The 21,361-nt window shown below is 72.3% G+C and carries 25 protein-coding genes and 1 pseudogene; 15 read left to right on the top strand and 11 right to left on the bottom strand.

Annotated features, from left to right (window positions below; translation table 11 throughout):
- Window positions 1–2: 2 nt before the first annotated feature.
- Both ACWEF6_RS19335 and ACWEF6_RS19330 read right to left on the bottom strand, forming a co-directional pair.
- On the bottom strand, window positions 3–179 hold the full coding sequence (locus ACWEF6_RS19335) for a hypothetical protein (protein ID WP_449684209.1): 177 nt from the start codon (window positions 177–179) through the stop codon (window positions 3–5).
- A 31-nt stretch (window positions 180–210) separates the two neighbouring features.
- Window positions 211–489, bottom strand: a complete 279-nt coding sequence (locus ACWEF6_RS19330; protein ID WP_449684208.1) for a hypothetical protein — start codon at window positions 487–489, stop codon at window positions 211–213.
- 520 nt (window positions 490–1,009) lie between these two features.
- Between ACWEF6_RS19330 and ACWEF6_RS19325 the strand changes: the two genes are divergently transcribed.
- The gene (locus ACWEF6_RS19325) at window positions 1,010–1,405 is read left to right on the top strand and encodes a hypothetical protein (RefSeq protein WP_449684207.1); all 396 of its coding nucleotides are present in this window, start codon (window positions 1,010–1,012) and stop codon (window positions 1,403–1,405) included.
- 4 nt (window positions 1,406–1,409) lie between these two features.
- On the opposite strand, the gene ACWEF6_RS19320 is transcribed toward ACWEF6_RS19325, so the two are convergent.
- The 3 genes from ACWEF6_RS19320 to ACWEF6_RS19310 all read right to left on the bottom strand — a co-directional run bounded on the left by ACWEF6_RS19320 (window position 1,410) and on the right by ACWEF6_RS19310 (window position 3,211).
- On the bottom strand, window positions 1,410–1,610 hold the full coding sequence (locus tag ACWEF6_RS19320) for a DUF3072 domain-containing protein (protein ID WP_310971519.1): 201 nt from the start codon (window positions 1,608–1,610) through the stop codon (window positions 1,410–1,412).
- A gap of 66 nt (window positions 1,611–1,676) precedes the next feature.
- Window positions 1,677–2,099 carry a hypothetical protein gene (locus ACWEF6_RS19315; RefSeq protein ID WP_449684206.1) on the bottom strand — a complete coding sequence of 141 codons (423 nt, stop codon included), beginning with the start codon at window positions 2,097–2,099 and terminating at the stop codon, window positions 1,677–1,679.
- Window positions 2,100–2,161: 62 nt separating this feature from the next.
- Window positions 2,162–3,211: a C40 family peptidase gene (locus ACWEF6_RS19310; RefSeq protein ID WP_310971521.1), complete on the bottom strand. Its 1,050-nt coding sequence runs from the start codon at window positions 3,209–3,211 to the stop codon at window positions 2,162–2,164.
- Between the two features lie 452 nt (window positions 3,212–3,663).
- On the opposite strand from ACWEF6_RS19310, the gene ACWEF6_RS19305 reads away from it, so the two are divergent.
- Together ACWEF6_RS19305 and ACWEF6_RS19300 are read left to right on the top strand one after the other, a co-directional pair.
- On the top strand, window positions 3,664–4,494 hold the full coding sequence (locus ACWEF6_RS19305) for a peptidoglycan-binding domain-containing protein (RefSeq protein ID WP_449684205.1): 831 nt from the start codon (window positions 3,664–3,666) through the stop codon (window positions 4,492–4,494).
- A gap of 83 nt (window positions 4,495–4,577) precedes the next feature.
- A complete protein-coding gene (locus ACWEF6_RS19300) occupies window positions 4,578–5,396 on the top strand; it encodes an LLM class flavin-dependent oxidoreductase (RefSeq protein ID WP_449684204.1) in 819 nt (272 codons plus the stop codon).
- Here ACWEF6_RS19300 and ACWEF6_RS19295 read toward each other — a convergent pair.
- A complete protein-coding gene (locus ACWEF6_RS19295; RefSeq protein WP_449684203.1) occupies window positions 5,338–6,291 on the bottom strand; it encodes a threonine/serine dehydratase in 954 nt (317 codons plus the stop codon). The genes ACWEF6_RS19300 and ACWEF6_RS19295 overlap by 59 nt on opposite strands.
- An 84-nt stretch (window positions 6,292–6,375) precedes the next feature.
- Between ACWEF6_RS19295 and ACWEF6_RS19290 the strand changes: the two genes are divergently transcribed.
- On the top strand, window positions 6,376–7,251 hold the full coding sequence (locus tag ACWEF6_RS19290; protein WP_449684202.1) for a LysR substrate-binding domain-containing protein: 876 nt from the start codon (window positions 6,376–6,378) through the stop codon (window positions 7,249–7,251).
- On the opposite strand, the pseudogene ACWEF6_RS19285 reads toward ACWEF6_RS19290, so the two are convergent.
- Window positions 7,241–8,019, bottom strand: a pseudogene (locus ACWEF6_RS19285) (LysR family transcriptional regulator). The gene ACWEF6_RS19290 and the pseudogene ACWEF6_RS19285 sit on opposite strands and share 11 nt — an antisense overlap.
- Before the next feature lie 73 nt (window positions 8,020–8,092).
- Between ACWEF6_RS19285 and ACWEF6_RS19280 the strand changes: the two are divergent.
- From ACWEF6_RS19280 to ACWEF6_RS19270, 3 genes are read left to right on the top strand one after another with little or no spacing between them, the layout of a single operon-like run.
- On the top strand, window positions 8,093–8,995 hold the full coding sequence (locus ACWEF6_RS19280) for a DMT family transporter (RefSeq protein WP_449684201.1): 903 nt from the start codon (window positions 8,093–8,095) through the stop codon (window positions 8,993–8,995).
- A gap of 10 nt (window positions 8,996–9,005) precedes the next feature.
- Window positions 9,006–9,896, top strand: a complete 891-nt coding sequence (locus ACWEF6_RS19275) for an NAD(P)H-binding protein (RefSeq protein WP_449684200.1) — start codon at window positions 9,006–9,008, stop codon at window positions 9,894–9,896.
- Complete coding sequence (locus tag ACWEF6_RS19270) at window positions 9,893–10,477, top strand: CPBP family glutamic-type intramembrane protease (RefSeq protein ID WP_449684199.1); 585 nt, start codon at window positions 9,893–9,895, stop codon at window positions 10,475–10,477. Before ACWEF6_RS19275 ends, ACWEF6_RS19270 begins: the two co-directional genes overlap by 4 nt.
- Here ACWEF6_RS19270 and ACWEF6_RS19265 read toward each other — a convergent pair.
- A complete protein-coding gene (locus ACWEF6_RS19265) occupies window positions 10,446–10,724 on the bottom strand; it encodes a hypothetical protein (protein ID WP_449684198.1) in 279 nt (92 codons plus the stop codon). The genes ACWEF6_RS19270 and ACWEF6_RS19265 overlap by 32 nt on opposite strands.
- Window positions 10,725–10,836: 112 nt before the next feature.
- On the opposite strand from ACWEF6_RS19265, the gene ACWEF6_RS19260 reads away from it, so the two are divergent.
- Both ACWEF6_RS19260 and ACWEF6_RS19255 read left to right on the top strand, forming a co-directional pair.
- On the top strand, window positions 10,837–11,697 hold the full coding sequence (locus ACWEF6_RS19260) for a helix-turn-helix domain-containing protein (RefSeq protein ID WP_449684197.1): 861 nt from the start codon (window positions 10,837–10,839) through the stop codon (window positions 11,695–11,697).
- Window positions 11,698–11,740: 43 nt separating this feature from the next.
- Window positions 11,741–12,343 (top strand): SecDF P1 head subdomain-containing protein, encoded by a 603-nt coding sequence (locus ACWEF6_RS19255; protein WP_449684196.1) that lies wholly within the window; start codon window positions 11,741–11,743, stop codon window positions 12,341–12,343.
- Between the two features lie 3 nt (window positions 12,344–12,346).
- On the opposite strand, the gene ACWEF6_RS19250 is transcribed toward ACWEF6_RS19255, so the two are convergent.
- The gene (locus ACWEF6_RS19250) at window positions 12,347–12,817 is read right to left on the bottom strand and encodes a MarR family winged helix-turn-helix transcriptional regulator (protein ID WP_310971533.1); all 471 of its coding nucleotides are present in this window, start codon (window positions 12,815–12,817) and stop codon (window positions 12,347–12,349) included.
- A gap of 83 nt (window positions 12,818–12,900) precedes the next feature.
- Between ACWEF6_RS19250 and ACWEF6_RS19245 the strand changes: the two genes are divergently transcribed.
- Window positions 12,901–13,542: an FMN-dependent NADH-azoreductase gene (locus ACWEF6_RS19245; RefSeq protein WP_449684195.1), complete on the top strand. Its 642-nt coding sequence runs from the start codon at window positions 12,901–12,903 to the stop codon at window positions 13,540–13,542.
- A 6-nt stretch (window positions 13,543–13,548) separates the two neighbouring features.
- Here the strand turns inward: ACWEF6_RS19245 and ACWEF6_RS19240 are convergent, their stop codons facing one another.
- Window positions 13,549–14,268 carry a M24 family metallopeptidase gene (locus tag ACWEF6_RS19240; protein ID WP_449684194.1) on the bottom strand — a complete coding sequence of 240 codons (720 nt, stop codon included), beginning with the start codon at window positions 14,266–14,268 and terminating at the stop codon, window positions 13,549–13,551.
- A 100-nt stretch (window positions 14,269–14,368) separates the two neighbouring features.
- On the opposite strand from ACWEF6_RS19240, the gene ACWEF6_RS19235 reads away from it, so the two are divergent.
- Entirely contained in the window at window positions 14,369–14,875 is a 507-nt protein-coding gene (locus ACWEF6_RS19235) for an ATP-binding protein (RefSeq protein ID WP_449684193.1), read from the top strand.
- A gap of 65 nt (window positions 14,876–14,940) precedes the next feature.
- A complete protein-coding gene (locus ACWEF6_RS19230; RefSeq protein WP_449684192.1) occupies window positions 14,941–15,567 on the top strand; it encodes a response regulator in 627 nt (208 codons plus the stop codon).
- Here the strand turns inward: ACWEF6_RS19230 and ACWEF6_RS19225 are convergent.
- Window positions 15,548–18,910, bottom strand: coding sequence for an indolepyruvate ferredoxin oxidoreductase family protein (locus tag ACWEF6_RS19225; RefSeq protein ID WP_449684191.1), 3,363 nt, complete (start codon window positions 18,908–18,910; stop codon window positions 15,548–15,550). The two genes, ACWEF6_RS19230 and ACWEF6_RS19225, sit on opposite strands and share 20 nt — an antisense overlap.
- Before the next feature lie 145 nt (window positions 18,911–19,055).
- On the opposite strand from ACWEF6_RS19225, the gene ACWEF6_RS19220 reads away from it, so the two are divergent.
- The 3 genes from ACWEF6_RS19220 to ACWEF6_RS19210 form a co-directional block, all read left to right on the top strand.
- Complete coding sequence (locus ACWEF6_RS19220; protein WP_310971539.1) at window positions 19,056–19,496, top strand: Lrp/AsnC family transcriptional regulator; 441 nt, start codon at window positions 19,056–19,058, stop codon at window positions 19,494–19,496.
- 3 nt (window positions 19,497–19,499) lie between these two features.
- Complete coding sequence (locus ACWEF6_RS19215; protein WP_449684190.1) at window positions 19,500–20,273, top strand: GNAT family N-acetyltransferase; 774 nt, start codon at window positions 19,500–19,502, stop codon at window positions 20,271–20,273.
- Window positions 20,274–20,282: 9 nt separating this feature from the next.
- The coding region (locus tag ACWEF6_RS19210) for a DUF222 domain-containing protein (protein ID WP_449684189.1) at window positions 20,283–21,361 on the top strand (1,079 nt) is incomplete at its 3' end.

The raw sequence follows: 21,361 nt of genomic DNA, 5'->3' as shown, positions 1-21,361 counted from the left end.
GTTCAGCTTTCCCGACGTTCCCGCAGCTCACCGATCACTTTCGCCCCGACACCGCGCGCCTCTTCGGGGTGATCGGCCGGCTCGCCCTCGCCGGGGCGGTAGAGCGAGTCTTCGGCTCGGCCGGGATCCGAGGTGCCGGGCCCGGCGATCTCGGGCTGCTGATCGTTCGGTTGGGACATGTCCCGGAGGTACCCGTGCGCGCGCCTTCACTCATCGAGGCGGCTGGTAGGGAGTCGAACGCGGGTAGGACGGCCGTTCAGGCCCGCGGTTCAGCGTGGCAACGAGAAAGCCGAACCCGACAACGGTGACGACAAGCGAAGCCGCACCGGGAGCAAAGGCCCACCACCCAGCCCCGGCGGCGGCCACGACCCAGGCGGCGACGAGGGTCCGTTTCGCGGTGAGCGGGTAGGACTTCGGCAGCTCCCGGACGGCCACGCCACCGAGCACCAACAGCCCGGCGAGGCTGACGAGCAGCACGGTCAGGTACACGGGATGTCCTCCTTCGGCAGTAGGGCATCTCCGGATCGGCTACCCGCTGGGGCGATCGGCAAGCCGTGGTGTGGAGCACACCGGCGAGGTACGGGCCGGGTGGTGTGCGGCCGGGACTCCGGGAGCGCACCGCGGCGCTCGCGCAAGCCCTTGCGGCGCCGAACCGCACCTCGGCGGCCCGCCGCACGGGGCCGGGGGCGCGGTTGCCTCGGCTCAAGCGCTGGGGCGCCAAGGCGACCTGGCGGCTCGGCAGGCCGGAGGGCGCGGCGTGCGCCGGCTCAAGCCCGGCGGCACGGCGACGGTGGATCGGCGCGCGTGCGGCTCGGCTGGGGCGGCTGCGGCTGGCGTTTTGGCGAGGCGCACTGGCATGGGCGGGGCCTGGCGGGAGCGCACGGGCGCGGGTGCGCTCCGGCAAGGCCGACGGAAGCGTGGCCCGGCGCAGGCGCCGCCCGGCGAGGGCTCACCGGTGCGCGTGTGGCCTGCTGAGGGAGTTGCGGCGGCTTGGCAAGGGTGTGCTCGCGTGGGCGAGGCCGCGCCCGTCGGCCACGGCCTGTGGACCGCCATCCTCGGCGGCGTGCTCTTCTCCGCCAGCGACCACCGCCACTTCGCCCTGACGCTCCGCCTGCTGTTCAGCTACCTCGGTGTCGCCCTCCTCCACGCCCTCTGGGACGCCATGCACGGCATCGCCCTCGTGCTCACCCTCCTGCTCACCGGCACGCCCTGGCAGGACGTCCAGCTCGAACAGGGCTACCAGCCGCAGCCGACCGCGCTGCAGGCCGACGTCTTCACCGTGCTCTCGTGGGGTGGCCTCGCCCTCGTCTCGGTGATCGGCATCGGCTGGCTGCTCGCCGTCCGGGCGCGGGCCCGGCGAGGCGAACGGCCACCCGCCGTGCTGTGGCGGATCCCCGCGCGCTGACCCCTCACGTGCCGCGGCCGGTCGCCTTCTGCAGGGCGTCGATCCGCTCGGACGCCTCCGCCTTCGTCAGGCCCTCCGGCACCTCCTCACCGGCTTCCTGCGCCAGCGTCTGCAGGTACGACTTCTGCGGCCCGGTCATCGGCTCGTCGCCGGTCGTCCAGTCGCTCGGGTCCTTCTCCGGGTTGGGCTCCACCTGATCGGTCACGACTCCTCCAATCGAACGTTTGTTCGTCTGCGGTCGACTGTAGCGCAGGGGTCCGACAATCGCCGGTCACGTGCCGGCCGGGGGCGTGCTCGGGGCGCCCGCCTCGTGGCCCGGCCGCCCGTGCGTGCGGCGGTCGTCCTTCATCTGCTGTTCGTGCAGGTGGCGGCGTCCTCCGGTGAGCGACGTGAGCAGCTCGCGCTCAAGATCGCGGCACGCCTTGTAGTAGCCGTCGTCGTACTCCTCGACGACCTGGAAAGTCCACCGATCGGGTAAGACGTTGAGCCCGATGAGCTCTTGGGAGATCCGCCGGGCCCACTCGCCGTGGCCGGCCTTCTCGAGCTGCTCCACGGCCTCGCCGAGGGCCAGGTCCGCGCTGCCGGTCAGCTGGTGGAAGGAGTAGAGGTGCCCGCGGGCGCGCTCGATCGTCTCGAGTGCCTCGGTCACCTTGCCGACGGCTTCGACCGTGGCGGCGTCAGGGATGTCTTCCATGCGCGCAAAGTGCCCCGTCCCGCGATTTCTACACTTCGCGGAACGGGGCACCGGTCGTGCGCTCAGGCCGTGGGGCGCGTGGCTCCCGCGTACTGGCTCATCAGCGGCGAGATCTTGACGACGTCGCCGCTCGTCGGCGCGTGCACCATCTTGCCGTCGCCGATGTACATCCCGATGTGGGACACGGGGGAGTAGTAGGCGACGAGGTCGCCGGGCTGCAGCTGGTCGCGCGACACCGGCGTGCCGAATCCGGCCTGCGCCGCCGAGTTGCGCGGCAGGGAGATCCCGGCCTGCTTGTACGCCCACTGCATCAGGCCGGAGCAGTCGAACGTGCTCGGCCCGGTGGCGCCCCAGACGTAGGCGCTGCCGAGCTTGCTCAGCGCCGCGTTCACCGCGGTCTGGGCCGCCGCGGTGGGCGCCTTGACGTTCGGCGCCGCCCCGCCGGTGTCCTTCTGGGCGGCCTTGTCCGCGTTGCTGAGGGACCGGCTCTGCGCCTCGATCTGGTCGATCTGGCCCTGCAGGTCCTTCTTCTTGGCCTCGATGTCCGAGGCCAGCTTCGCCGCCGCGTCCCGGGCGTCCTGCGCCTGCTTCGCCGCGTCGGCGGCCGTCTTCTCGGCTGCCGCGGCCTTGGCCGCCGCACCGCTGAGGTTGTCCATTGCGGCGTTCTTGTCGGTCGCGATGACCTCGAGCGCCGCCGAACGGTCCAGGAAGTCCTGGGTGGATGTTCCGGCCAGCAGCGCCGACAGCTTGTTCATCTGGACGCCGCTGGTGAACGACGCACCGGCGAACTTGTCCACTTCGGACTGGTACTTCCGCTTCGCCTCGATCGCCTGGGCGCCGGCGTTCTTCGCGTTGGTGACGTCGGCGTTGGCCTTGTCGAGCTGGCCCTGCTTCGCGGTCAGGTCGTCCTGGGCGCGGAGCAGGTCCTCGTTGAGCTTTTCCGCCTGCGCCGCGAGTTCGCGGTACTTGGCGAGGGCGTCGGAGCCGGTCGGCGGCGCCTGGAGCACGGGGACGGGGGCGGCGGTGGCCGGCTGGGCCATGGTGACGACGGTGATCACCGAGGCCGCGGCGAGGGCACCTGACACCACGCGCTTGACGGGATGCGAACGCATTCTCGCGCGGGTCTCCTTTGCTGATCGGCCGCCGGCGGGCACCGGGACGGCGAGCCGGGGGCCTCGCCCGTCCCCGGGCGTGCTCGACCGCAACAGGAAGAGCCCGCGGTGGGGGTCCGGTACCCGGCAGGGGGTATCGGCGGCGATCTCGCGTCGCCGTCTGGGGACGACCGGGGGCCGCGAGATCTCGAACAGGTTACGAAACGAGCACGGGCGAGTCCAGTGGGGGCCCCTCGAAACTCTCCGTGACGCCGGTCAACACGGCTGGACCAGTGGAAACGTGCCCGAATGTGGCTGGGATTACATGCCGTCACCGGTCGATTTACCCTACCCACCCACCGTATCCAGGTGAGCTCCATGTCAAGAACAGGCCGGTCCGGTTTGTACGTCCCTTGTATCCGGTTGCGTGATTCTCCTCCCCACAACGAGATTCCGACCCATGGAGGACCAGGATGTTCACGAAGGCCGCCGTGCTCACGGCGCTCACCGCCGCGACGTTCGCCGTGGCCGCACCGGCCCAGGCCGAAACCGCGGCCACGACGGTGCTGCCCACGGCGAACATGGAGGCCGTGCTGAAGGCGGCCCAGATCGACCCGCGCCGCAACGACGACACCCAGACCCCGGGCGCCCACGACAGCGTCCTGCTCGTCGAGCAGGCGCTGCAGGCGAAGGGGCTGCTCGACAGCCAGTACGTCGACGGCTACTTCGGCACCACCACGATCACGGCGTACTCGCAGTACCAGAAGTCGTTGGGCTACACCGGTCTCGACGCGTCCGGCCTGCCGGGCAAGACCTCGCTGGAGAAGCTGGGCGAAGGCCGGTACACCGTCACGAACCCGATCTCCGCCGGCAGCCACGTGACCTACCACGGCAAGACCCTCAACACCCGCACCAAGGCGATGCTCGTTGCCGCGGAAGGGAAAGCGGGCTTCCAGGTCACGCTGACGCAGGGGTCGTACAACGCCGGCGGTGTCGACGCTTCGGCCGGCACGCACGACGGCGGCGGCGCGATGGACATCTCGGTGTCCGGCATGTCGTCGACCAACCGCAACAACCTGCTGAAGGCGCTGCGCAACGTCGGGTTCGCGGCCTGGTACCGCACGCCGGCGCAGGGCTTCGACTACCACATCCACGCGATGGCCGTCTCCGACCCGGACCTGTCCTCGGGGGCGCAGCACCAGACCGGCGACTACTACCTGGGCATGAACGGCCTGGCCGGCCGCGGCTCCGACGACGGCCCGCAGGTCACCAAGGTCACCTGGGAGGAGTACCAGCGCGGCTGACGCCGGTGGTGCGCCCGGCCGTGGTGGCACGGCCGGGCGCACCGGTGGTTTGATCGGAGGACCAACGACGTGGGGGTGTTCCGATGCCGCAGAAGGCGTTCCGGTTCGGCGTGGTCGCGGGCGCGACCGAGGGCGGCGCGAAGTGGCTGGCCACCGCTCGCCGGGCCGAAGAACTCGGCTACTCGACCGTGCTGTGCCCGGACAACCTGAACATGCCGACACCGACCGCCGCTCTCGCCGCGGCCGCCGCGGCGACGACCGAGTTGCGCGTCGGCTCGTTCGTCCTGGCCAGCCCGCTGCGCACGCCGCGGGCGGCGGCCTGGGAAGCGCACAGCCTGACCGCGGTCACCGACGGCCGGTTCGAGCTCGGGCTCGGCACCGGGCGGCCGGAAATGCGCCAGCAGGCCGGGGAACTCGGGCTCCCGTACGGTTCGGGACAGGACCGGCTCGACGCGGTTTCCGAGACGGTCGACCACGTCCGCAGGCTCGACGGCGCCGGGCACACGCCGGTGATGATCGCCGCCGGCGGGCCGAAGGTGCGCCGCCTCGCCGGGCTGAAGGCCGACATCGTCACGATGGCCGGCGGCGTGCTGACCACCCGCGAGGAGATGACCGGGCACGTCGAGGAAGTCCGTTCCGCCGCTGGTGATCGCGACATCGAGTTCGCGATGAACATCTGGGTCGTCGGCACCGAGGTGCCGCCGTGGATCCGCGGTTTCATCGGCGTCGACGCCGAGACGCTCATCGAGCACGACTCCCTCGGCCTGCTCCGCGGCGACGTCGACGAGATGGTGGCCGAGCTCGAACGCCGCCGCGAGGAACAGGGCGTGTCCTACTTCAGCGTCAACGGCGCGTTCCTCGAAGAGTTCGCCCCGGTGGTGGCGCGGCTGTCGGGGAAGTGAGCGTGGCGGGGTCGGTGTTGGCGCCGCAGAGCAGGACGGCCACGCGCTCGCCCGGCGCCGGCCGGTAGGCGCCGGAGAGCAGGGCGGCGAACGCGGTCGCCCCGCCGGGTTCGACGGCGAGGCGGTAGCGGTCCCACAACGCCGCCCGCGCTTCGGCGATCGCGGTGTCGTCCACCAGCACCGAGCCCGCGTCCGTGCGGGTGGCGACGGCGAAGGCGATGTCACCGAGCCGGGTCGCGCCCAGGGAATCGGCGGCGATGCCGGCGACGTCGACCGCGACCGGCTCACCCGCGGCCAAGGCGGAGTGCAGCGTCGGGATCGTGCGGGGCTCGACGCCGACCACCCGCGCCCGGCCTTCGACCGCGGCGGCGACCCCGGCCAGCAGGCCACCTCCGCCGACCGCGACGAGGATCGTGTCCAGGTCGCCGGCCTGCTCCAGCAGTTCGAGGCCGAGGGTGCCCTGCCCGGCGCAGATGTCCGGCTGGTCGTAGGCGTGGCAGAAGAGCTCGCCGGAGTCGGCCGCGTGCTTCACGGCCGCGTCGTAGGCGTCGGCGTACTTCTCGCCGACCAATTCCACCGTCGCGCCGAGCTGCCGGAGCTTCGCGACCTTCACGGCGGGCGCGGTCGCCGGGACGTAGACCCGTGCCGGGAGGCCGAATTCCGAGGCGGCGTAGGCGACAGCGAGGCCGGCGTTGCCGCCGGAAGCGGCCACGACGCCGATTTGTTCGCCCGCGGAGATGATCCGGTTGAAGGCGCCGCGGGCCTTGAACGACCCGGTGTGCTGCAACTGCTCCAGCTTGAACCACACGCCTTCGTCCGCGGCGAGCACCGGCGTCCGGCGGACCCGGCCCTCGATGCGCGCGGCCGCCCGTTCGACATCCGCGGTGCTGATCATGGCTCCAGCATGCGCGCGGCCCGCCGTAAGCACCAGCGACGTCTTCTATGCTGGATTAAGCAGAACTTATGGCTGGAGGCTTCCGTGCTCGACGCCCACCGCCTGGCCGTGCTGGCCGAGGTCGCCCACGCCGGCTCGATCGCCGCGGCCGCGCAACGGCTTTCCTTCACGCCGTCCGCCGTCTCGCAGCAGCTGGCGAAGCTGGAGCGCGACGTCGGTGCCCGCCTGCTGGACCGCCACGCCCGCGGCGTCACGCTCACGCCGGTCGGGGAGGCGCTGCTCGTCCACGCCGAGGCGATCGTCGGGGAGCTGCGGACGGCCGAGCGGACGGTCCGGGCGCTGCTCGACGAGGAGCTCACCGTCGGCACGTTCGCGAGCGCGGGCATGACCCTGGTGCCGGCCGCGCTCGCCGGCTTCCGCCGGGACCACCCCGGCGTGGCGCTGCGGCTGCTGGACCTCGAACCGCCGGACGGGTACGGCCTGGTCAGCTCCCGCGAACTCGACCTGCTGATCACCCACCGGTACCCCGGCGCACCACTGCCCGACCCGCGCGGCCTGCAGCGGTCGCTGCTGCGTTCGGAGCGGTTCCGGCTGATCCTGCCGAAGGGGCACGCGAAGGCGCGCGCCCGCCGGCTCACCCTGCGGGCACTGGCCGCGGAGGACTGGATTTCCGGCAGCCCGGGCGTGCCCAACCGCGCGTGCCTGGAGCAGCTCGCCGACGCCGCCGGCGTGGCGCTGCGGGTGGCGTACGAGACGCGGGACTACCAGGTGATCGTGGCGCTGGTGGAAGCCGGGCTGGGCATCGCGTTCGTGCCGGAGAGCGTGCTGGAGCGGGTCGGCCCGGCCCGCGTCGAGGTCCGCGACGCGGCGGACGCCCGGCCGGAGCGGGAGATCTTCCTGGTGCACCACCGGCGCCCGGGCCGGCTGGTGACCGAGATGGTGGCGCGGCTCAGCCGGTGACCCGGCCCGCGCTTTCGAACCGCGCCGACGCCGCCCGCAGCGCTTCCAGGCAGGCCCGCACCGCCCCGCGGTCCTCCTCGCCCGCCCGGCAGACCGCGTGGATCGTGCGGCTCAGCGCCGGCCGCGTGGTCAGGATCCGCACCCCCTCCGGCATGCGGTCGCGGGCCAGCCGCGGGACCAGCGCCGCGCCGAGGTTGCCCGCCACCAGGGCCAGCTGGGTCGGGTAGCCGCCGACCGTGCAGCTGATCCGCGGCTCCATCCGCTGCTTGCGCAGCACCCGGACGAGCCACTCGTGGCACCCCGAACCCGCGCTCCAGCCGATCCACGGTAGATCGTCCACTTCGGACAGGTCGACCGCCTTGCGGTGGGCCAGCCGGTGCCCGGCCGGCAGGGCGAGGTCGGCGACGTCGGAGAACAGCGTGCTGCTCGCCGCCGACGGCGGGATCACCGTCGGGTGGTCGGTCCAGTCGGGATCGCGCCGATCCGCAGCGGCCCGATGACGTCGTCGCGCAGCAGCTCCAGGTCCGCCTTCGCCTCGGCGACCTGGGCGAGGATCCGCTCCGCGTGCCCGGCCAGCACCTGGCCCGCCTTCGTCAGCCGGACACCGCGGCCGCGCGGCTCCAGCAGCGGCTGGCCGGCCTCGCGCTCCAGCTTCGCCAGCTGCTGGGACACCCCGGACGGCGTGACGTGCAGGGATTCGGCCGCCGCGGCGACCGAACCGTGGGTGGCGACCGCGTGCAACGCCCGCATCCGCTCGAGTCCGAACACGGTAGCGATGCTACCGAATTCCAGGCAGAAACATTCGCTTGTCCTTGACAGTCGGCGCCCGCACGCTGAAGACGTGCTCACGACCGCCCCGACGCTCACCCGCCGCCTCGACCCGCGGCTGCTCGCCGCCCTCGGCAGCTTCTGCATCTCGCTGTCGTCGGTCTTCATCAAGGTTTCGCACGTCAGCGGCAGTACGAGTGCCTTCTGGCGCTGCCTGCTCGCCCTGCCGGTGCTGCTCCTGCTGGCCGGGCGCGAACGGCGCACACCCGGTCGGCGCCGGGTGCTCCTCCCGCTGCTGGCCGGGACCGGGCTCGGCCTGGACTTCGTGCTCTGGGGCGAAGCGATCCCGCGGGTCGGCGCCGGCATCGCGACCGTGCTCCTCGCCGTGCAGGTGGTGATCGTGCCGCTGCTGGCCTTCGCGTTCCTGGCCGAACGGCCGTCGAAGCGGTTCCTCACCGCGGTGCCCGTGCTGCTCGCCGGGATCGTGCTGGCCGGCGGCTTCGCCGGCACCGGCTCGTTCGGCCCGGACCCGGTCACCGGCGCGGTCGCGGCGCTGCTGGCCGGCGCCGGGTACGCCGGCTACCTCTTCCTGATCCGGCTCAGCGGCGGCACCGGCACGCAAGCGCACTCGCTGGCGCTGGCGACGGTCTCCGCCGGGGTGGTCGCCGTCGTGCTCGGCGTCCCGACCGGCACGCTCGACCTGACGCCGGGCCGGCCCGCGTTCGGCTGGCTGATCGCGCTCGCCGGCGTCGGCCAGCTGGCGGGCTGGCTGCTCATCTCCGCCGCGCTGCCCCGGATGTCCGCGACCACCGGGGCGACGCTGATGCTGCTGCAGCCGGTCGGCGCGGTCCTGCTCGGCGTCGGCCTGCTCGGGGAGACGCCCGGGTGGGCGCAGCTGATCGGGTGCGCCGGGGTCGTCGCCGCGGTCTGCTTCGCCGGCGGCGGACGATCTGCGCGCGAAGGCCGTCCCGGCTAACGTCGCGGGCATGCGGGTGCTGGTGGCAGGGGCGTCGGGGTTCGTCGGCAGCCGGTTGTGCCCGGCGCTGGAGGCGGCCGGCCACGAGGTGCTCGCGATGACCCGCCACCCGGCGAAGTACCGCGGCGCCGGGAAAGCCGTCCGCGGCGACGTCGCCGACGTCGGTTCGCTGCGGGACGCGCTCAAGGGCGTCGAAGCCGCGTACTACCTCGTGCATTCACTCGACAGTGCGGACTTCAAGCGCCGTGACGCCGATGCCGCGCGCGCGTTCGCCCGGGCCGCGGAAGGCCTGCACCGGATCGTCTACCTCGGCGGGCTCGGGGACGACGACGATGCGCTGTCGGAGCACCTGGCCAGCCGGCGCGAGGTCGAACGGCTGCTCGGGGAGTCCGGCGTGCCGGTGACCGTGCTGCGCGCCGGGATCGTGATCGGCCACGGCGGCACGTCGTGGGAACTGACCCGGCAGCTGGTCGAGCACCTGCCGGCGATGGTGACCCCGCGCTGGGTCACCACGCGGACGCAGCCGATCGCGATCGCCGACGTCGTCCGCTACCTCGTCGGGGTGCTCGACCACCCGGAGGCCGCGGGCCGGACGTTCGACATCGGCGGCCCGGAAGTGCTGGCCTACCGCGACATGCTGCAGCGGGTGGCGGCGATCGAGGGCCGGCCGCTGGTGATCCTGCCGGTCCCGCTGCTGTCCCCGCGGCTTTCGTCGTACTGGCTGTCGCTGGTGACCGACATCGACGTCACGACCGGGCGGGCACTGATCGACTCGATGACCAACGAGGTCGTGGTCCGCGACGACGCGATCCGCCGGATCGTCGACTTCGAGCCGATGGGCTACGACGAAGCGGTGCTGCAGGCCCTGGGCGAGCGCGCGAAGAGCCGGCGGCCGGCGTGAAGCCGCTCCTCGCCGCGGTGACCGCCGCCGGATCCGGCCTGCTCGGCGCGTCGCTGGCCAGCCGCCCCGGCTCCCGCCGCTTCCACGTGCTGACGGCCTCGGTCGCGGCCACCTGGCTCGCCGGGGCCCGGGCCGCCGGGCCGGTCCGCCGGGGGAGCGCGGACGTCGTCCAGCCGGTGGCCGTGGGCGCGGGCGCGTTCGGCGTGTTCTACGGGTGCGCGCTGGTGGCCCGCCGCATCCCGCTGCTGCGCCGCGCGATCGCCGGGGTCCTGGACCACGCCCGCCGTGGCCCGACGGCCTCGGTGGCGGCGACGACGTTGGTCACGGGAGCGGCGGAGGAGGTCTTCTTCCGCGGAGCCCTGTACGACGCGTCGGGGGCCCGGGTGGCCACGGCGGTGTACGTGCTTTCCACGACGGCGACCCGGAATCCGGCGCTGGTGCTGGCCTCGGCGGTGATGGGCACGTTGTTCGCGTGGCAGCGCGGCCGGTCGGGCGGGGTGCAGGCGCCGCTGCTGACGCACGTGGTCTGGTCGGCGCTGATGCTGGCCTTCATGCCGCGCCTGTTCCCGCCCGAGGAGTGACGTCGTCCCGGCCCCTGCGTCTCCGGCCGCGGAACCGGTGGCCGACGGCGCCGCAGAGCACCCCGGCCGCGGCGGAGGACAGGCCGGACACGGCCAGGCCCACGACGAGGACGCCGATCAGGATCGCCGCGATACCGCCGGCGACGCAGAGCAGCTTGCGCATGTCCTTCGAGCGGGCCCGGGAGCTCATCACCCACTTCAGGAAATCGAACAGGACTGCGGAGTTCGTGGTGCTCGAGGAGTTCATGTCTCCAGAAGACCCGATCCGCCGCGCGTTCCACAGCGATCCGAACGAAGCCGGAACGATGCGAACGGGAGCGGACGGGCCGGAACGGGACGCGTAACACGCCGGTCGGCTGGTGCGACCGGTTGATGTGGTCGTTTCCCCCTCTTCCGGCCTGTTCGGCGATCTGGTGCCGGAGCAGGCGAACAGCGTCGCCGACTTCGCCGGCTTGCTGCGGCAGGTCCGGTCGCGCTCGGGGATGACGTACGACGAACTGGCCAGGTCGTCGTCGAACCGCCCGAAGTCGCTGGCCAAATCGACCATGACCGACCTGTTCAACGGCACCCGGCTGCCTCGCGAGCACCAGCTGGTGACGATCCTGCTCGCGTGCGGGTTGCCCAGCGAAGCGCTCGGCCCGTGGCAGCGGGCCCGCGCCCGGCTGGAGACGAGCACCGGCCCGCAGGAGCTCGATCTGGTCGTGGTCCGGAACGACTTCGACGACTTCTCCCGCGACCTGGGCGACCGCCTCGCCGAAGCCCGGCAGGAGGTGTCCGATCTGCGGCGGCGGGAGCAGGACCTGGCGGCCCGCCTGGCCCGCGAGGAGACCAAGTGCCGGCAGCTGGAAGCGGACCTGGAACGGTTGCGCGCCGGCCGGGCGGTGGCCGGAGCGGTGGTCTCGCCGGGTGACGTGCAGCGCGAGCAGGATCTGCACGTCCTGCACGGTCGCGAACGTGCGCACATCGAGAACATGCGGGTCGAGCTGGCGGAGATCAACCAGGCCCGACGCCAGGCCGAAGAGCAGGTCGAGCTCGTCGCGGCCGAGTCGAAGGACAGCCGGCACCAGCTGGGCCGGGTCGTCGACTTCATGGAACTGCACTTCACCCGGGCCGAGTACGAGCGCCGTGAGCGGGAGAAGCTGGAGAGCCGGCTGGAGGAGGCGCAGCGGCGGATAGCGCAGCTGCAGCGAGTCCTGGCCATGTACCAAGAACCGCTTTGACCGCGCTTCCCGGAAGTCCGCTTTTCCACCAGGATGACTCCTCGTGCGGATCCTCCTCGCAGCTGCCGCCGCCCTCCTCCTCGCCGGGTGTCAGGCCGAGGTGCCCGGCGAAGCGTCCGCGGACGGATTCGTCGTCAAAGACGCGACGCGGCTGCGGTTCCGCCCGGTGCTGGGTGAGCTGCCGCCCGGGCCGGCGGCCGGCCCGCCGGGGCAGCGGCAGAGCACGGACCCGGCCGCGCAGGAGGCCGCGGCCCGCGCGCTCGACTGCGCGCCGGGTGCGCCGGACACCCTGGACGGCCGGGACGATCCGGCGCTCCCGCTGGTGAGCTGCGACCCCGTGACGGGCAGCCGGTTCGTCCTCGGCCCCGGGTTCCTCAGCGGCGCGGACGTGGGCTGGGTGGAGGCCCGGCTCGACCCGGCGACGGGAAGCTCCGTCGTCAACCTCAGCTTCAGCACGGCCGGGGCGCGGACGTGGGCGGAGTGGACCGGCAGCAACGTCGGCAAGCAGGTCGCGATGGTCGTGAAGAGCCGGGTGCTCACCGCGCCGCAGATCCAGGCCGCCATCACCGACGGCGCCACGCAGATCACCGGGAAGTTCACGCTGCCGGAAGCGCAGCAGCTGGCGCGGGACATCGCCGGCGCGTGACGCTCAGCAGGGCGGCGTCTCCCGGCAGGCTTCCACGCCGGTCTTGCGCGTGGCCTGCTGCAACAGCTCGTAGAGCGTCTCCCGCTGCTCGTCGCTCAGCCCGCTGAACACCTCGTCCTCGACCGCCGTCAACGCGAACTCCGCCCGCGCCAGGAGCTTCGCGCCCACGTCGGTCAGCTCGACCAGGTGACGGCGGCGGTCCTCGGGGGAGCGGCGCCGCGCGATCAGGTTCTCCGTCTCCAGCTCGTTGAGCAGGGTCACCACGTTCGTGCTGTCCATTTCCAGGATCTTCGCCAGGTCCTGCTGCGAGCTGCCGCCGCGGTCACGCAGCACCGTGAGCGGGATGAGGTGCCGCGGCCGCAGGCCGAGCGGGGCCAGCACCGACTCGCTGCGCAGCCGCAGCCGGCGCGCTAGGTGGTCGACCAGCGCGCCGCAGCGGTGCGGGGGCTGGTTGACGACCGGGAGCGAGGTCATGCCGCCCAGTATATGGGCAGTCCAATGGTCGATGTGATATCAATGGTTTGTCCTACACCAACGATCTATGGACGGCTAACGACATGGCTCATCTCCTGCACATCGACTCGAGCATCCAGGGCGACGCCTCGGTGAGCCGGCGGCTCAGCGCGCGGGCCGCGGCGGCGTGGCGCTCCGCGCACCCGGAGGGCACCGTCACCTACCGCGACCTGGGCTCTCACCCGATCCCGCACGTCGACGCGGCCGGCGCCATGGCCGGGCGGGTGCCACCCGCGGAGCACACGCCCGAGCAGGCGGCGGCCTGGGCGCGGACGGTCGAGCTCGTCGAGGAGGTCAAGGCGGCCGACACCGTGCTGCTCGGCCTGCCGCTGTACAACTTCGGGCCGCCGAGCAGCGTCAAGACCTGGGTCGACCACCTGATCGCCCCGGGCCTGTCGGTCGACCCCGAGACCAACGCCGGCCTGCTCGGCGGCCGCGAGTTCGTCGTGCTGGCCAGCCGGGGCGGCGGCTACGGCGAGGGCACGCCCCGCGAAGGCTGGGACCACGCCCAGCAGTGGCTCCCGCACGGCGTCTCCCTGACCGGCCTGGAGCCGCGCTTCATCACCGCCGAGCTGACGCTGGCGCCGGTCCGCCCGGCGCTGGCGGAACTCATCCCGCTCGCCGAAGAGAGCCTCGCGGCGGCGGAACGCGCCATCGACGAGCTGTGGGTGCCGGCCCGGGTCTGAGCCCGGTCAGGAGTCCGCGGCGGCGGGCCCGAGGTCGAGGAGCTGCTCGAAGAACCCGCCGATGCCCAGCTCCCGGTCCACGAGGTGCACCTCGAGGATCCAGTGCGACGTCCGCCCGGTGCGGTCCGGGCGCCGCATCGGGCCGTCGCTGCCGGGGGCGATGTAGGAGTCGATGCGGGCGCCGTCGATCGTCTCGTGGGGGAACTGCCCGACCAGGTGGCCTGCGATCTCCCCGCCGAACTCCCAGCCCGCCTCCCGCGCCAGCGCCACCATGTGCGCGTACAACTCGGCACCCGTGACGTCCGGCCGCGCGGCGAAGTACGCGCGGCCGGCGTCGAACACCACCGGCAGGGCGTCGCGCAGCCGGTGCTTGACCGGGTCCTCGCCCAGCACGAACGTCCGGCCGAAGTCCGCTTCGAATTCCTCGAAGATCGGGCCGAAGTCGGCGAACACGATGTCGTCGGCGGCCAGGACCCGGTCCGGCGGGTTCTCGCGGTACGGCCGCAGCGTGTTGACCCCCGCCCGGACGATTCGCTTGTGCCAGTACCGGCGGATCCCCAGCAGGTCACCGGCCAGGTCGCGGATCGCGTCGCTCGCCTCGGTCTCCCGGACCCCCGGGGCGAGGATGCCGCGGCCGGCCACCGCCGCGAACAGCTCGACCGCCTTCGCCTGCGCGCCGAGCAGCCGTTCGACGCGCTCGGCCTCGTCCTCGAGCGGCTCACCCATGGCCCCGACGGTAGCAACGCCCGGCCCGGGCGGTACCGTGCCGCGGCGGGCGGACTGACGCGGTGCGGCACAGACGCACCTTGGGCGAGGAAGGTCGGGTTTGAGCGCGCACACCTCCCAGATGGACGACATCCGGCTCGTCGCGCAGCCCAGCGCGCTGCCGGTCACCGAGCTGTTCGTCCGCCTGATTCTCACCGACTGGTCCCTGCTGCCGATGCTGGAGCAGGTGACCGCCACTGCGAGACGCCTGGTCGAGGCCGTGATCGACGCGAGCGACCCGAAGGCGCCCGCCTTCGTGACGCTGCGGCTGCGGCTGCGCGCCGAGGTGCTCTCGATCGAGGTCGACGACGACGTGCCCGGACGGCCGGACACCCCGGCCCGCCCCGGCGAGCGGCTCGGCGTCTCGCCCGCCGAGGGCGGCGGCCGCACCACCTGGTGCGAACTGCCGCTGCCGGGCGGCATGACCGCGCGGCAGGTGCGCCTGCCCCGGCGCCAGGACCGCCGGACGCTCGTCGACGAGCCGGTCTCCGGCGATCCGGTGGCCGCCGATCCCGAGGTCCTGGAACGCCTGCTGACCCGGCTGAGCGGCTGGTCCGGCCAGAGCTGAACGTTTTGCCTCGTACGTCCGTGCACCCAGGCAGGGGATGACGCGGACGCGAGGAGGCAGCCGTCGTGCGGATCGTGATCGCGGAGGACGACGCCCTGCTGCGCGAGGGGCTGGTGCTGCTCCTGCGCAGCGAGGGGTTCGAGGTCGCCGCCGCCGTCGACCACCCGGACGACCTGGTCGCGACGGTCGAGGCCGGAGAACCGGACCTGGCCGTCGTCGACGTCCGGATGCCGCCGACGTTCACCGACGAAGGGCTCCGCGCCGCCCTCGAAGCCCGGCGCCGCGTCCCCGGCCTGGCGATCCTCGCGCTGTCGGCGTTCGTCGAAGACGGCTACGCGGGCGACCTCCTGGCCGCCGGCGGCGGAGGAGCCGGGTACCTGCTCAAGGAGCGCGTCGGCAAGCCCGACGAGTTCCTCGACGCCCTCCGGCGCGTCGCGGCCGGTGGCACGGTCCTGGACCGCGACGTCGTGGCGGTGCAGCTGGCCCGGCCCCGGCCCGGCGACCCCGTGGCGACCCTGACACCCCGCGAGCGCGAGGTGGTGGCGTTGCTGGCCGAGGGCCATTCGGTGCCGACGATCGGGCGGCTGCTCGGCATCGGCACCGCCGCGGCCCGGCAGCACGCCGGGGACGTCGGCACGAAACTGCGCGTCCCCGACGGCGCCCAGGCGATGCTCAGCTACTTGCGGGCGTGAGGACTTCGGCCTGCCGTTCGCGGTACTTCGCCACGTTGGCGAGCTTGACGTCCTCGTAGCCGCGGACGAGGTCGGGCAGCTCGGCCAGCGCCAGTGCCCGTGCTCGGTCCCGGGTCCGGAACGCCTCCAGGACCACGTTGCGGTAGTCCTCGATCAGCTCGCGCTCGACCCGCCGCACCTCGGCGCGGCCGAACGGGTCGAAGCGGGTCCCGCGCAGCCGCCGCAGCGCGTGCAGCAGCCGGAACGCCGGCCGGAACCACGGGCCGAGGCTGATCTTGCGCCGCATCCCGAGCGCCCGCAGGGCCGGCGGGTGCAGCCGGTAGGCGTACTTCGTGCCCGCGCCGAACTGCTCTTCCAGGCCGTCGGTGAACGCCGGGTCCAGCGACAGCCGGGCGACCTCGTACTCGTCCTTGTACGCCATCAGCTTGTACAGGTGCTTCGCGACGGCCTCGGTGATCTCCGTCGGCCCGTCCTCCAGCACCCGCACCCGCTCGACGAACTCCGCGTACGCGCGGGCGTACGCCTTGTCCTGGTAGGTGACCAGGTCGGGGATCCGGATGTCGAGCAGCCGCGCCAGCTCGGAGCCGGGCTCGGCCTGCACCAGGGCCCGCATCGGGTGCGGCTTCGCCGTCGCGGGCCGGGTGGCGGCCGCCGGGGGTTCGGCGACGAGCAGGCGGCCGCGGCGGAACGCCTGCAGGTTCGCGGCGACCTGGGTGCCGTTCAGCTCGATGGCGCGTTCGATCGCCGACGCGGGCAGCGGGATCGCGCCGGTCTGGAACGCCGCGCCGAGCTGCAGGACGTTGGCGAACTGGTCGTCGTCGAAGAACTCCTCGGCCAGCCCGCGCGCGTCCAGCGACACCGTGCGCTTCGCGGCGGCTTCGAGGGGCGCGAGCACACTGCCGGGCTCCGGGAAGGACACCGTCGTGTCGACGACCATCCGGCCGGTCGGGACCTCGGTCGTGGAGACGACGACGGTGGTGCGGGCCGGATCGGCGGCCTTCAGGTTCGCCGCGTCCGCCCCGACCAGCGCGTCACAGGCCAGGTAGAGGTCGCACTCGCCGGCCGCCAGCTTCGGGGCCTGTTCGACCGGCTCCGCCGTCACCTTCAGGTCGGAGACGACCGCGCCGCCCTTCTGCGCGAGTCCGGTCTGGTCGAGCGTGCGGACGTGCCGTCCGTCGAGGACCGCGGCGGTGGCGAGGATCTGCGTCACGGTGACCACGCCGGTGCCGCCGATCCCGGTGATCCGCACGGTGAAGTCCGTGTCCCGGGTTTTCGGCGCGGGAACGGCGTCGGCGGCCGGCTCGACGGCCTTCCGGCGCCGCTTCTTCCCGGACGGCACCACGGTGACGAACGACGGGCAGTCCCCGGCCAGGCAGGAGTAGTCGACGTTGCACGACGACTGGTGGATCGCGGTCTTGCGGCCGAACTCGGTCTGCACCGGCTGCACGGACAGGCAGTTCGACTTGGTGCCGCAGTCGCCGCAGCCCTCGCAGACGCGCTCGTTGACGACCACGCGCGTCGCGGGCGCGGTCTGCTTGCCGCGGCGGCGCTTCCGCCGCTTCTCGGCCGCGCACTCCTGCTCGTGGATCAGCACGGTGACGCCCTTGACCGCGGCCAGTTCCTCCTGCGTGCGCAGGAGTTCGGAGCGGTCGCGGACTTCGACACCCGCGGGCAGCTTCCGGTGTTTGGCCGGGGCGTCGCTGGTGATCACGACCCGCTTCGCGCCCTCGACGAGCAGCAGCTGGGCGACCTTCTCGACGGGCAGCCCGCCGACCGCGTCCTGGCCGCCGGTCATCGCCACGGCGGAGTTGTAGAGCAGCTTGTAGGTGATGTTCACGCCGGCCGCGACCGCCGCGCGCACGGCGAGGCTGCCGGAGTGGGTGAAGGTGCCGTCGCCGATGTTCTGGACGAAGTGCTGCGCCTCGACGAACGGCGCCATGCCGATCCACTGGGTGCCCTCGCCGCCCATCTGCGTCACGCCGAGGACGGTGCCGACCTGGTCGGGCTCCATGAACAGGGCCATGGTGTGGCAGCCGATTCCGCCGCCCACCAGCGTGCCTTCCGGGACCTTCGTCGACGAGTTGTGCGGGCAGCCCGAGCAGAAGTACGGCGTGCGGGCGAGCAGCGGGACGGCGATGCGCTCGCGGCGACGGCGTCCGCGGTAGGCCTCGACCGACGGGATGTCCCGCGGCAGGACCCGGGCCAGGCCGGCGGCGATGCCGTCCGGGTCCAGTTCGCCGAGCTCGGTGAACAGCGTCCGGCCGTCGTGGTCCTTCTTGCCGATGATCCGCGGTGCGTTCGTCGTGCCGTACAAGACCTCTTTGAGCGCGGTTTCGACGAACGCGCGCTTCTCCTCGACGACGACGATGTCGTCGAGGCCGTCGGCGAACTCGCGGACGATCGCGGGTTCCAGGGGGTGGATCGCGCCGAGCTTGAGGATGCGGATGCCGTGCTCGCCCTCGTCCAGGCCGAGGGTGCGCAGCGCCTGCTGGAGGTCCAGAAAGGACTTCCCGGCGGCGACGATGCCGATCCGGTCGGCCGGTCCGCGGGCGGTGATCCGGTTGATCGTGCTCGCGCGCAGGTAGTCGAGGACCAGCGGGAGGCGGACGGTGAAGAGGCTGCGTTCCAGCTCGGCGAGGCTCGCGCCGAGCAGCCGGGACGTCGGTGCGTGCCGATAGGCCTTTTCGATGCGCGGTGCGGTCCACTGGGGACGGACGGTGGCCGTGCCGGACGCGTCGGCGACGTTGGCCACGACTTTCAGCGACGTCCACAGCCCGCTGGCCCGCGACAGCTCGACGGCGTGCATCCCGAGGTCGAGGACGTCCTGGGCGTCGGCCGGGAAGAGGACGGGGATGGCCAGGTCGGCGAGGGCGAGCTCGGACGCGCAGGGGACGGTGGAGGACTTGGCGTTGGGATCGTCGCCGACGAGGGCGACCGCCCCGCCCCGCGGGTCGGTGCCGGCCAGGTTGGCGTGGCGGAGGGCGTCGCTGGCCCGGTCGAGACCGGGGGCCTTGCCGTACCAGAAGCCGGTGACCCCCCGGTTCCCGCCGGCCCCGGCGACGAGCTGGCTGCCCATGACCGACGTCGCGGCGAGCTCTTCGTTGAGGCCGGGCCGGTGCACGACGTCGTGCTTCTCCAGCAGCGTCGCGCGGCGGCCGAGTTCGAGGTCGTAACCGGCCAGCGGCGAGCCCTCGTAGCCGGAGACGAAGACGGCGGGGTCGCCCCCGTGGGCGCGGTCGTGGCGGACGCGGTCGAACAGCAGCCGGACCAGGGCTTGGACCCCGGTCAGGTGCACGGTCCCGGCCTCCCGCAGATAGCGGTCTTCCAGCGTGAACGTCTCCACGGGCGCGCTCCCTTCGTTTCGGGCACGATGCGACGTGGGCCACAGTGGCGCAACAGGCGGTGTTGCTTTGTCGACCTCGACGCAAACTTCGGTGGTCGATGGCGGCTTTTGGTGCTGATTTTTGCGTCGGACTACGCTGTGACGCATGCCCGAAGAGCTGCTCGACGCCACCGACCACGAAATCCTCGGCCTGCTGCGCGAGGACGCCCGCCGGACGCTGTCGGACATCGCCGCCCGCGTCACCCTGTCGACGGCGGCGGTCAAGCGCCGCATCGACCGGCTGCGGGAGAGCGGCGTGATCACCGGGTTCACGGTCCAGGTCGACCACGCGAAGCTGGGCTGGGGGATCGAGGCGTTCACCGAGCTGAGGTTCGTGGGGAACACGAAGGTGGCCGAGATCCTCCGGACGACCACGAGGATGCCGGAGGCCCAGGCGGTGTTCACGATCGCGGGCGACCCGGACGCGTTGGTGTGGCTGCGCGTCCGCGACATGGCCCATTTGCAGAAGACGATCGACGAGATCCGCCGGCACCACCAGGTGACGGGGACGAAGACGTTGATCGCCCTGGAATCCTGGTCGCGGTAGCCCGTGGAGGTCGTGACGCTGGCCGGGCGGCCGGACCTTTTCGAGGCGGTGTACGCGATCCCGTATCCGCCGGGCTCGCCGCGGTTCATGGAGGGCAGTTTGACGAGCTTGCTGGCCCGCGGGCGGCGGGTGGCCCGGCGCTGGCCCCATCTGGTGGTGGCGTTGCTGGAGGATGGGGCACCGGTGGCGCGGGGGATCATGGTGCCGTTCCGGGGGCGGTCGCCGTTTCCGGCCCGTGGCTGGGACGAGGTGGTCGTGTGGGCTGCCGAGGATGCGCTCGACGCTGTCGCTCCGGATACCGCTTGCGGTCTGGAGATCGCGGTGGATCCTTCGTGCCAGGGGCGGGGACTGTCATCGGCGGTGCTCGCCGCGATGCGGGAAGCTGTTGCGGCGGCGGGGCTTTCGTCGCTGGTCATCCCGGTTCGGCCGCCGGACAAGGATCCTGGTGTTTCGATGGCGGAGTACGCGTCGGCTGTTCGTTCGGACGGGTTGCCTGTCGATCGCTGGCTGCGGACGCATGTCCGGGCCGGAGGCGTGATCGAGTGCGTGGCTCCTTGTTCGGCCACGGTGCAGGGTTCTCTGGCCGACTGGCGGCGGTGGACCGGGTTGCCGTTCGATCGTGACGGGTTGGTTGTGGTTCCCGGAGCTCTTGCGCCGATATTTGTGTCCACTGTGGATGATTACGCGGTGTACGTTGAGGCCAATGTCTGGGTCTCCCATGGTGTGACTGGAGTTCCTACCCGTTCGAGTGATGAACTCGTGTTCGATGGTCGGTAATCTTGATCTATGTCCGACAGCGCTCGTTCGTCCGCCGAGGCGGTGGCTTTTGCCGACCGTCTCGGTGAGTTGCTCGCGTGTATGCGGTCTGCGGAGGCCGAGTTGGGGGCGCTGGTGGTGGAGATCGAGCAGCGCGGGGTGATGGAGGTGTTCGGGTACCGCTCTGTTGCCCGGTTGCTGGAGCACCTGGGCGACCTGCCGAGGTCGGCGGCGGAACGTCTGGTGAAGCGGGCTCGTTTGGTCAATTCCGGCCGCAACCTCGATGGCACCCCGATCCCCGCCCTGGCGCCGGCCACGGGTGTTGCTGCTTTGACCGGGTCGCTGAGTGCCCCGATGATCGACACGATCACCGGGGTCCTGGCCGAGGTTCCGCCCGAGCACCGTGACCACGTCGAGGCTGATCTGTTGGCGTTCGCTGCCGAGGCCGGGCACAAGCAGGTCGCGGTCCTCGGTGCCCGGATCCTCGCTCACCTGGCTCCCGATGGTGCCGAACCCGACGACACCGAACCTTCCACTCCCACCCGGGAACTGCTTCTGCGTCGCCGAAGATCCGGAGTCTGGGAGCTCAACGGCAAGTTCGACGACGAAACCGGCACCCGCGCCAGCGCCCTGCTCGACGCGCTGGCCGAGCGCCGCACTGGCGACGACGGGCCCGACCACCGCGCGATGCCGCAGCGTTACGGCGACGCCTTCTCCGACGCGATCGACCTGGCCCTGAATTCCCCTGATTTGCCGATGCAGGCCGGGGAACGAGCGCACGTCATGGTCGCGGTTTCCCTCACCGACCTGCAGTCCGGCATCGGTCAGGCCACGCTCGGTGACACCGGGACCATGACCGCCGCCGAAGCCCGGGTCCACGCCTGCGACGCCATGATCATCCCCGCGGTGTTGGGTGCGAAGAGTGAACCGCTCAACCTCGGGCGCCTCCGCCGTTTGATCTCCGCCGGGCTGCGCCGGGCGTTGTTCCTGCGCGACCGCGGTTGCGTGTTCCCTGGCTGCCATCGCCCACCCCGGCACTGCCAGGGCCATCACATCCGGCATTGGGCCGACGGCGGCCCTACTGACCTGAACAACCTGGTGTTGATGTG

This window comes from Amycolatopsis sp. NPDC004772 (assembly GCF_053601215.1).
Note: the sequence above shows the minus strand (reverse complement) of the source record. Positions and strands in the feature narration are given on the sequence as shown.

Excerpts from the sequence above, each read along its gene's own strand:
- ACWEF6_RS19310 (WP_310971521.1), bottom strand. The coding sequence starts at position 3,211 with ATGCGTTCGCATCCCGTCAAGCGCGTGGTGTCAGGTGCCCTCGCCGCG.
- ACWEF6_RS19300 (WP_449684204.1), top strand. The coding sequence starts at position 4,578 with ATGCCGCAGAAGGCGTTCCGGTTCGGCGTGGTCGCGGGCGCGACCGAG.
- ACWEF6_RS19265 (WP_449684198.1), bottom strand. The coding sequence starts at position 10,724 with ATGAACTCCTCGAGCACCACGAACTCCGCAGTCCTGTTCGATTTCCTG.
- ACWEF6_RS19250 (WP_310971533.1), bottom strand. The coding sequence starts at position 12,817 with ATGACCTCGCTCCCGGTCGTCAACCAGCCCCCGCACCGCTGCGGCGCG.
- ACWEF6_RS19295 (WP_449684203.1), bottom strand. The coding sequence starts at position 6,291 with ATGATCAGCACCGCGGATGTCGAACGGGCGGCCGCGCGCATCGAGGGC.
- ACWEF6_RS19220 (WP_310971539.1), top strand. The coding sequence starts at position 19,056 with ATGCCCGAAGAGCTGCTCGACGCCACCGACCACGAAATCCTCGGCCTG.
- ACWEF6_RS19305 (WP_449684205.1), top strand. The coding sequence starts at position 3,664 with ATGTTCACGAAGGCCGCCGTGCTCACGGCGCTCACCGCCGCGACGTTC.
- ACWEF6_RS19245 (WP_449684195.1), top strand. The coding sequence starts at position 12,901 with ATGGCTCATCTCCTGCACATCGACTCGAGCATCCAGGGCGACGCCTCG.
- ACWEF6_RS19240 (WP_449684194.1), bottom strand. The coding sequence starts at position 14,268 with ATGGGTGAGCCGCTCGAGGACGAGGCCGAGCGCGTCGAACGGCTGCTC.
- ACWEF6_RS19315 (WP_449684206.1), bottom strand. The coding sequence starts at position 2,099 with ATGGAAGACATCCCTGACGCCGCCACGGTCGAAGCCGTCGGCAAGGTG.
- ACWEF6_RS19275 (WP_449684200.1), top strand. The coding sequence starts at position 9,006 with ATGCGGGTGCTGGTGGCAGGGGCGTCGGGGTTCGTCGGCAGCCGGTTG.
- ACWEF6_RS19335 (WP_449684209.1), bottom strand. The coding sequence starts at position 179 with ATGTCCCAACCGAACGATCAGCAGCCCGAGATCGCCGGGCCCGGCACC.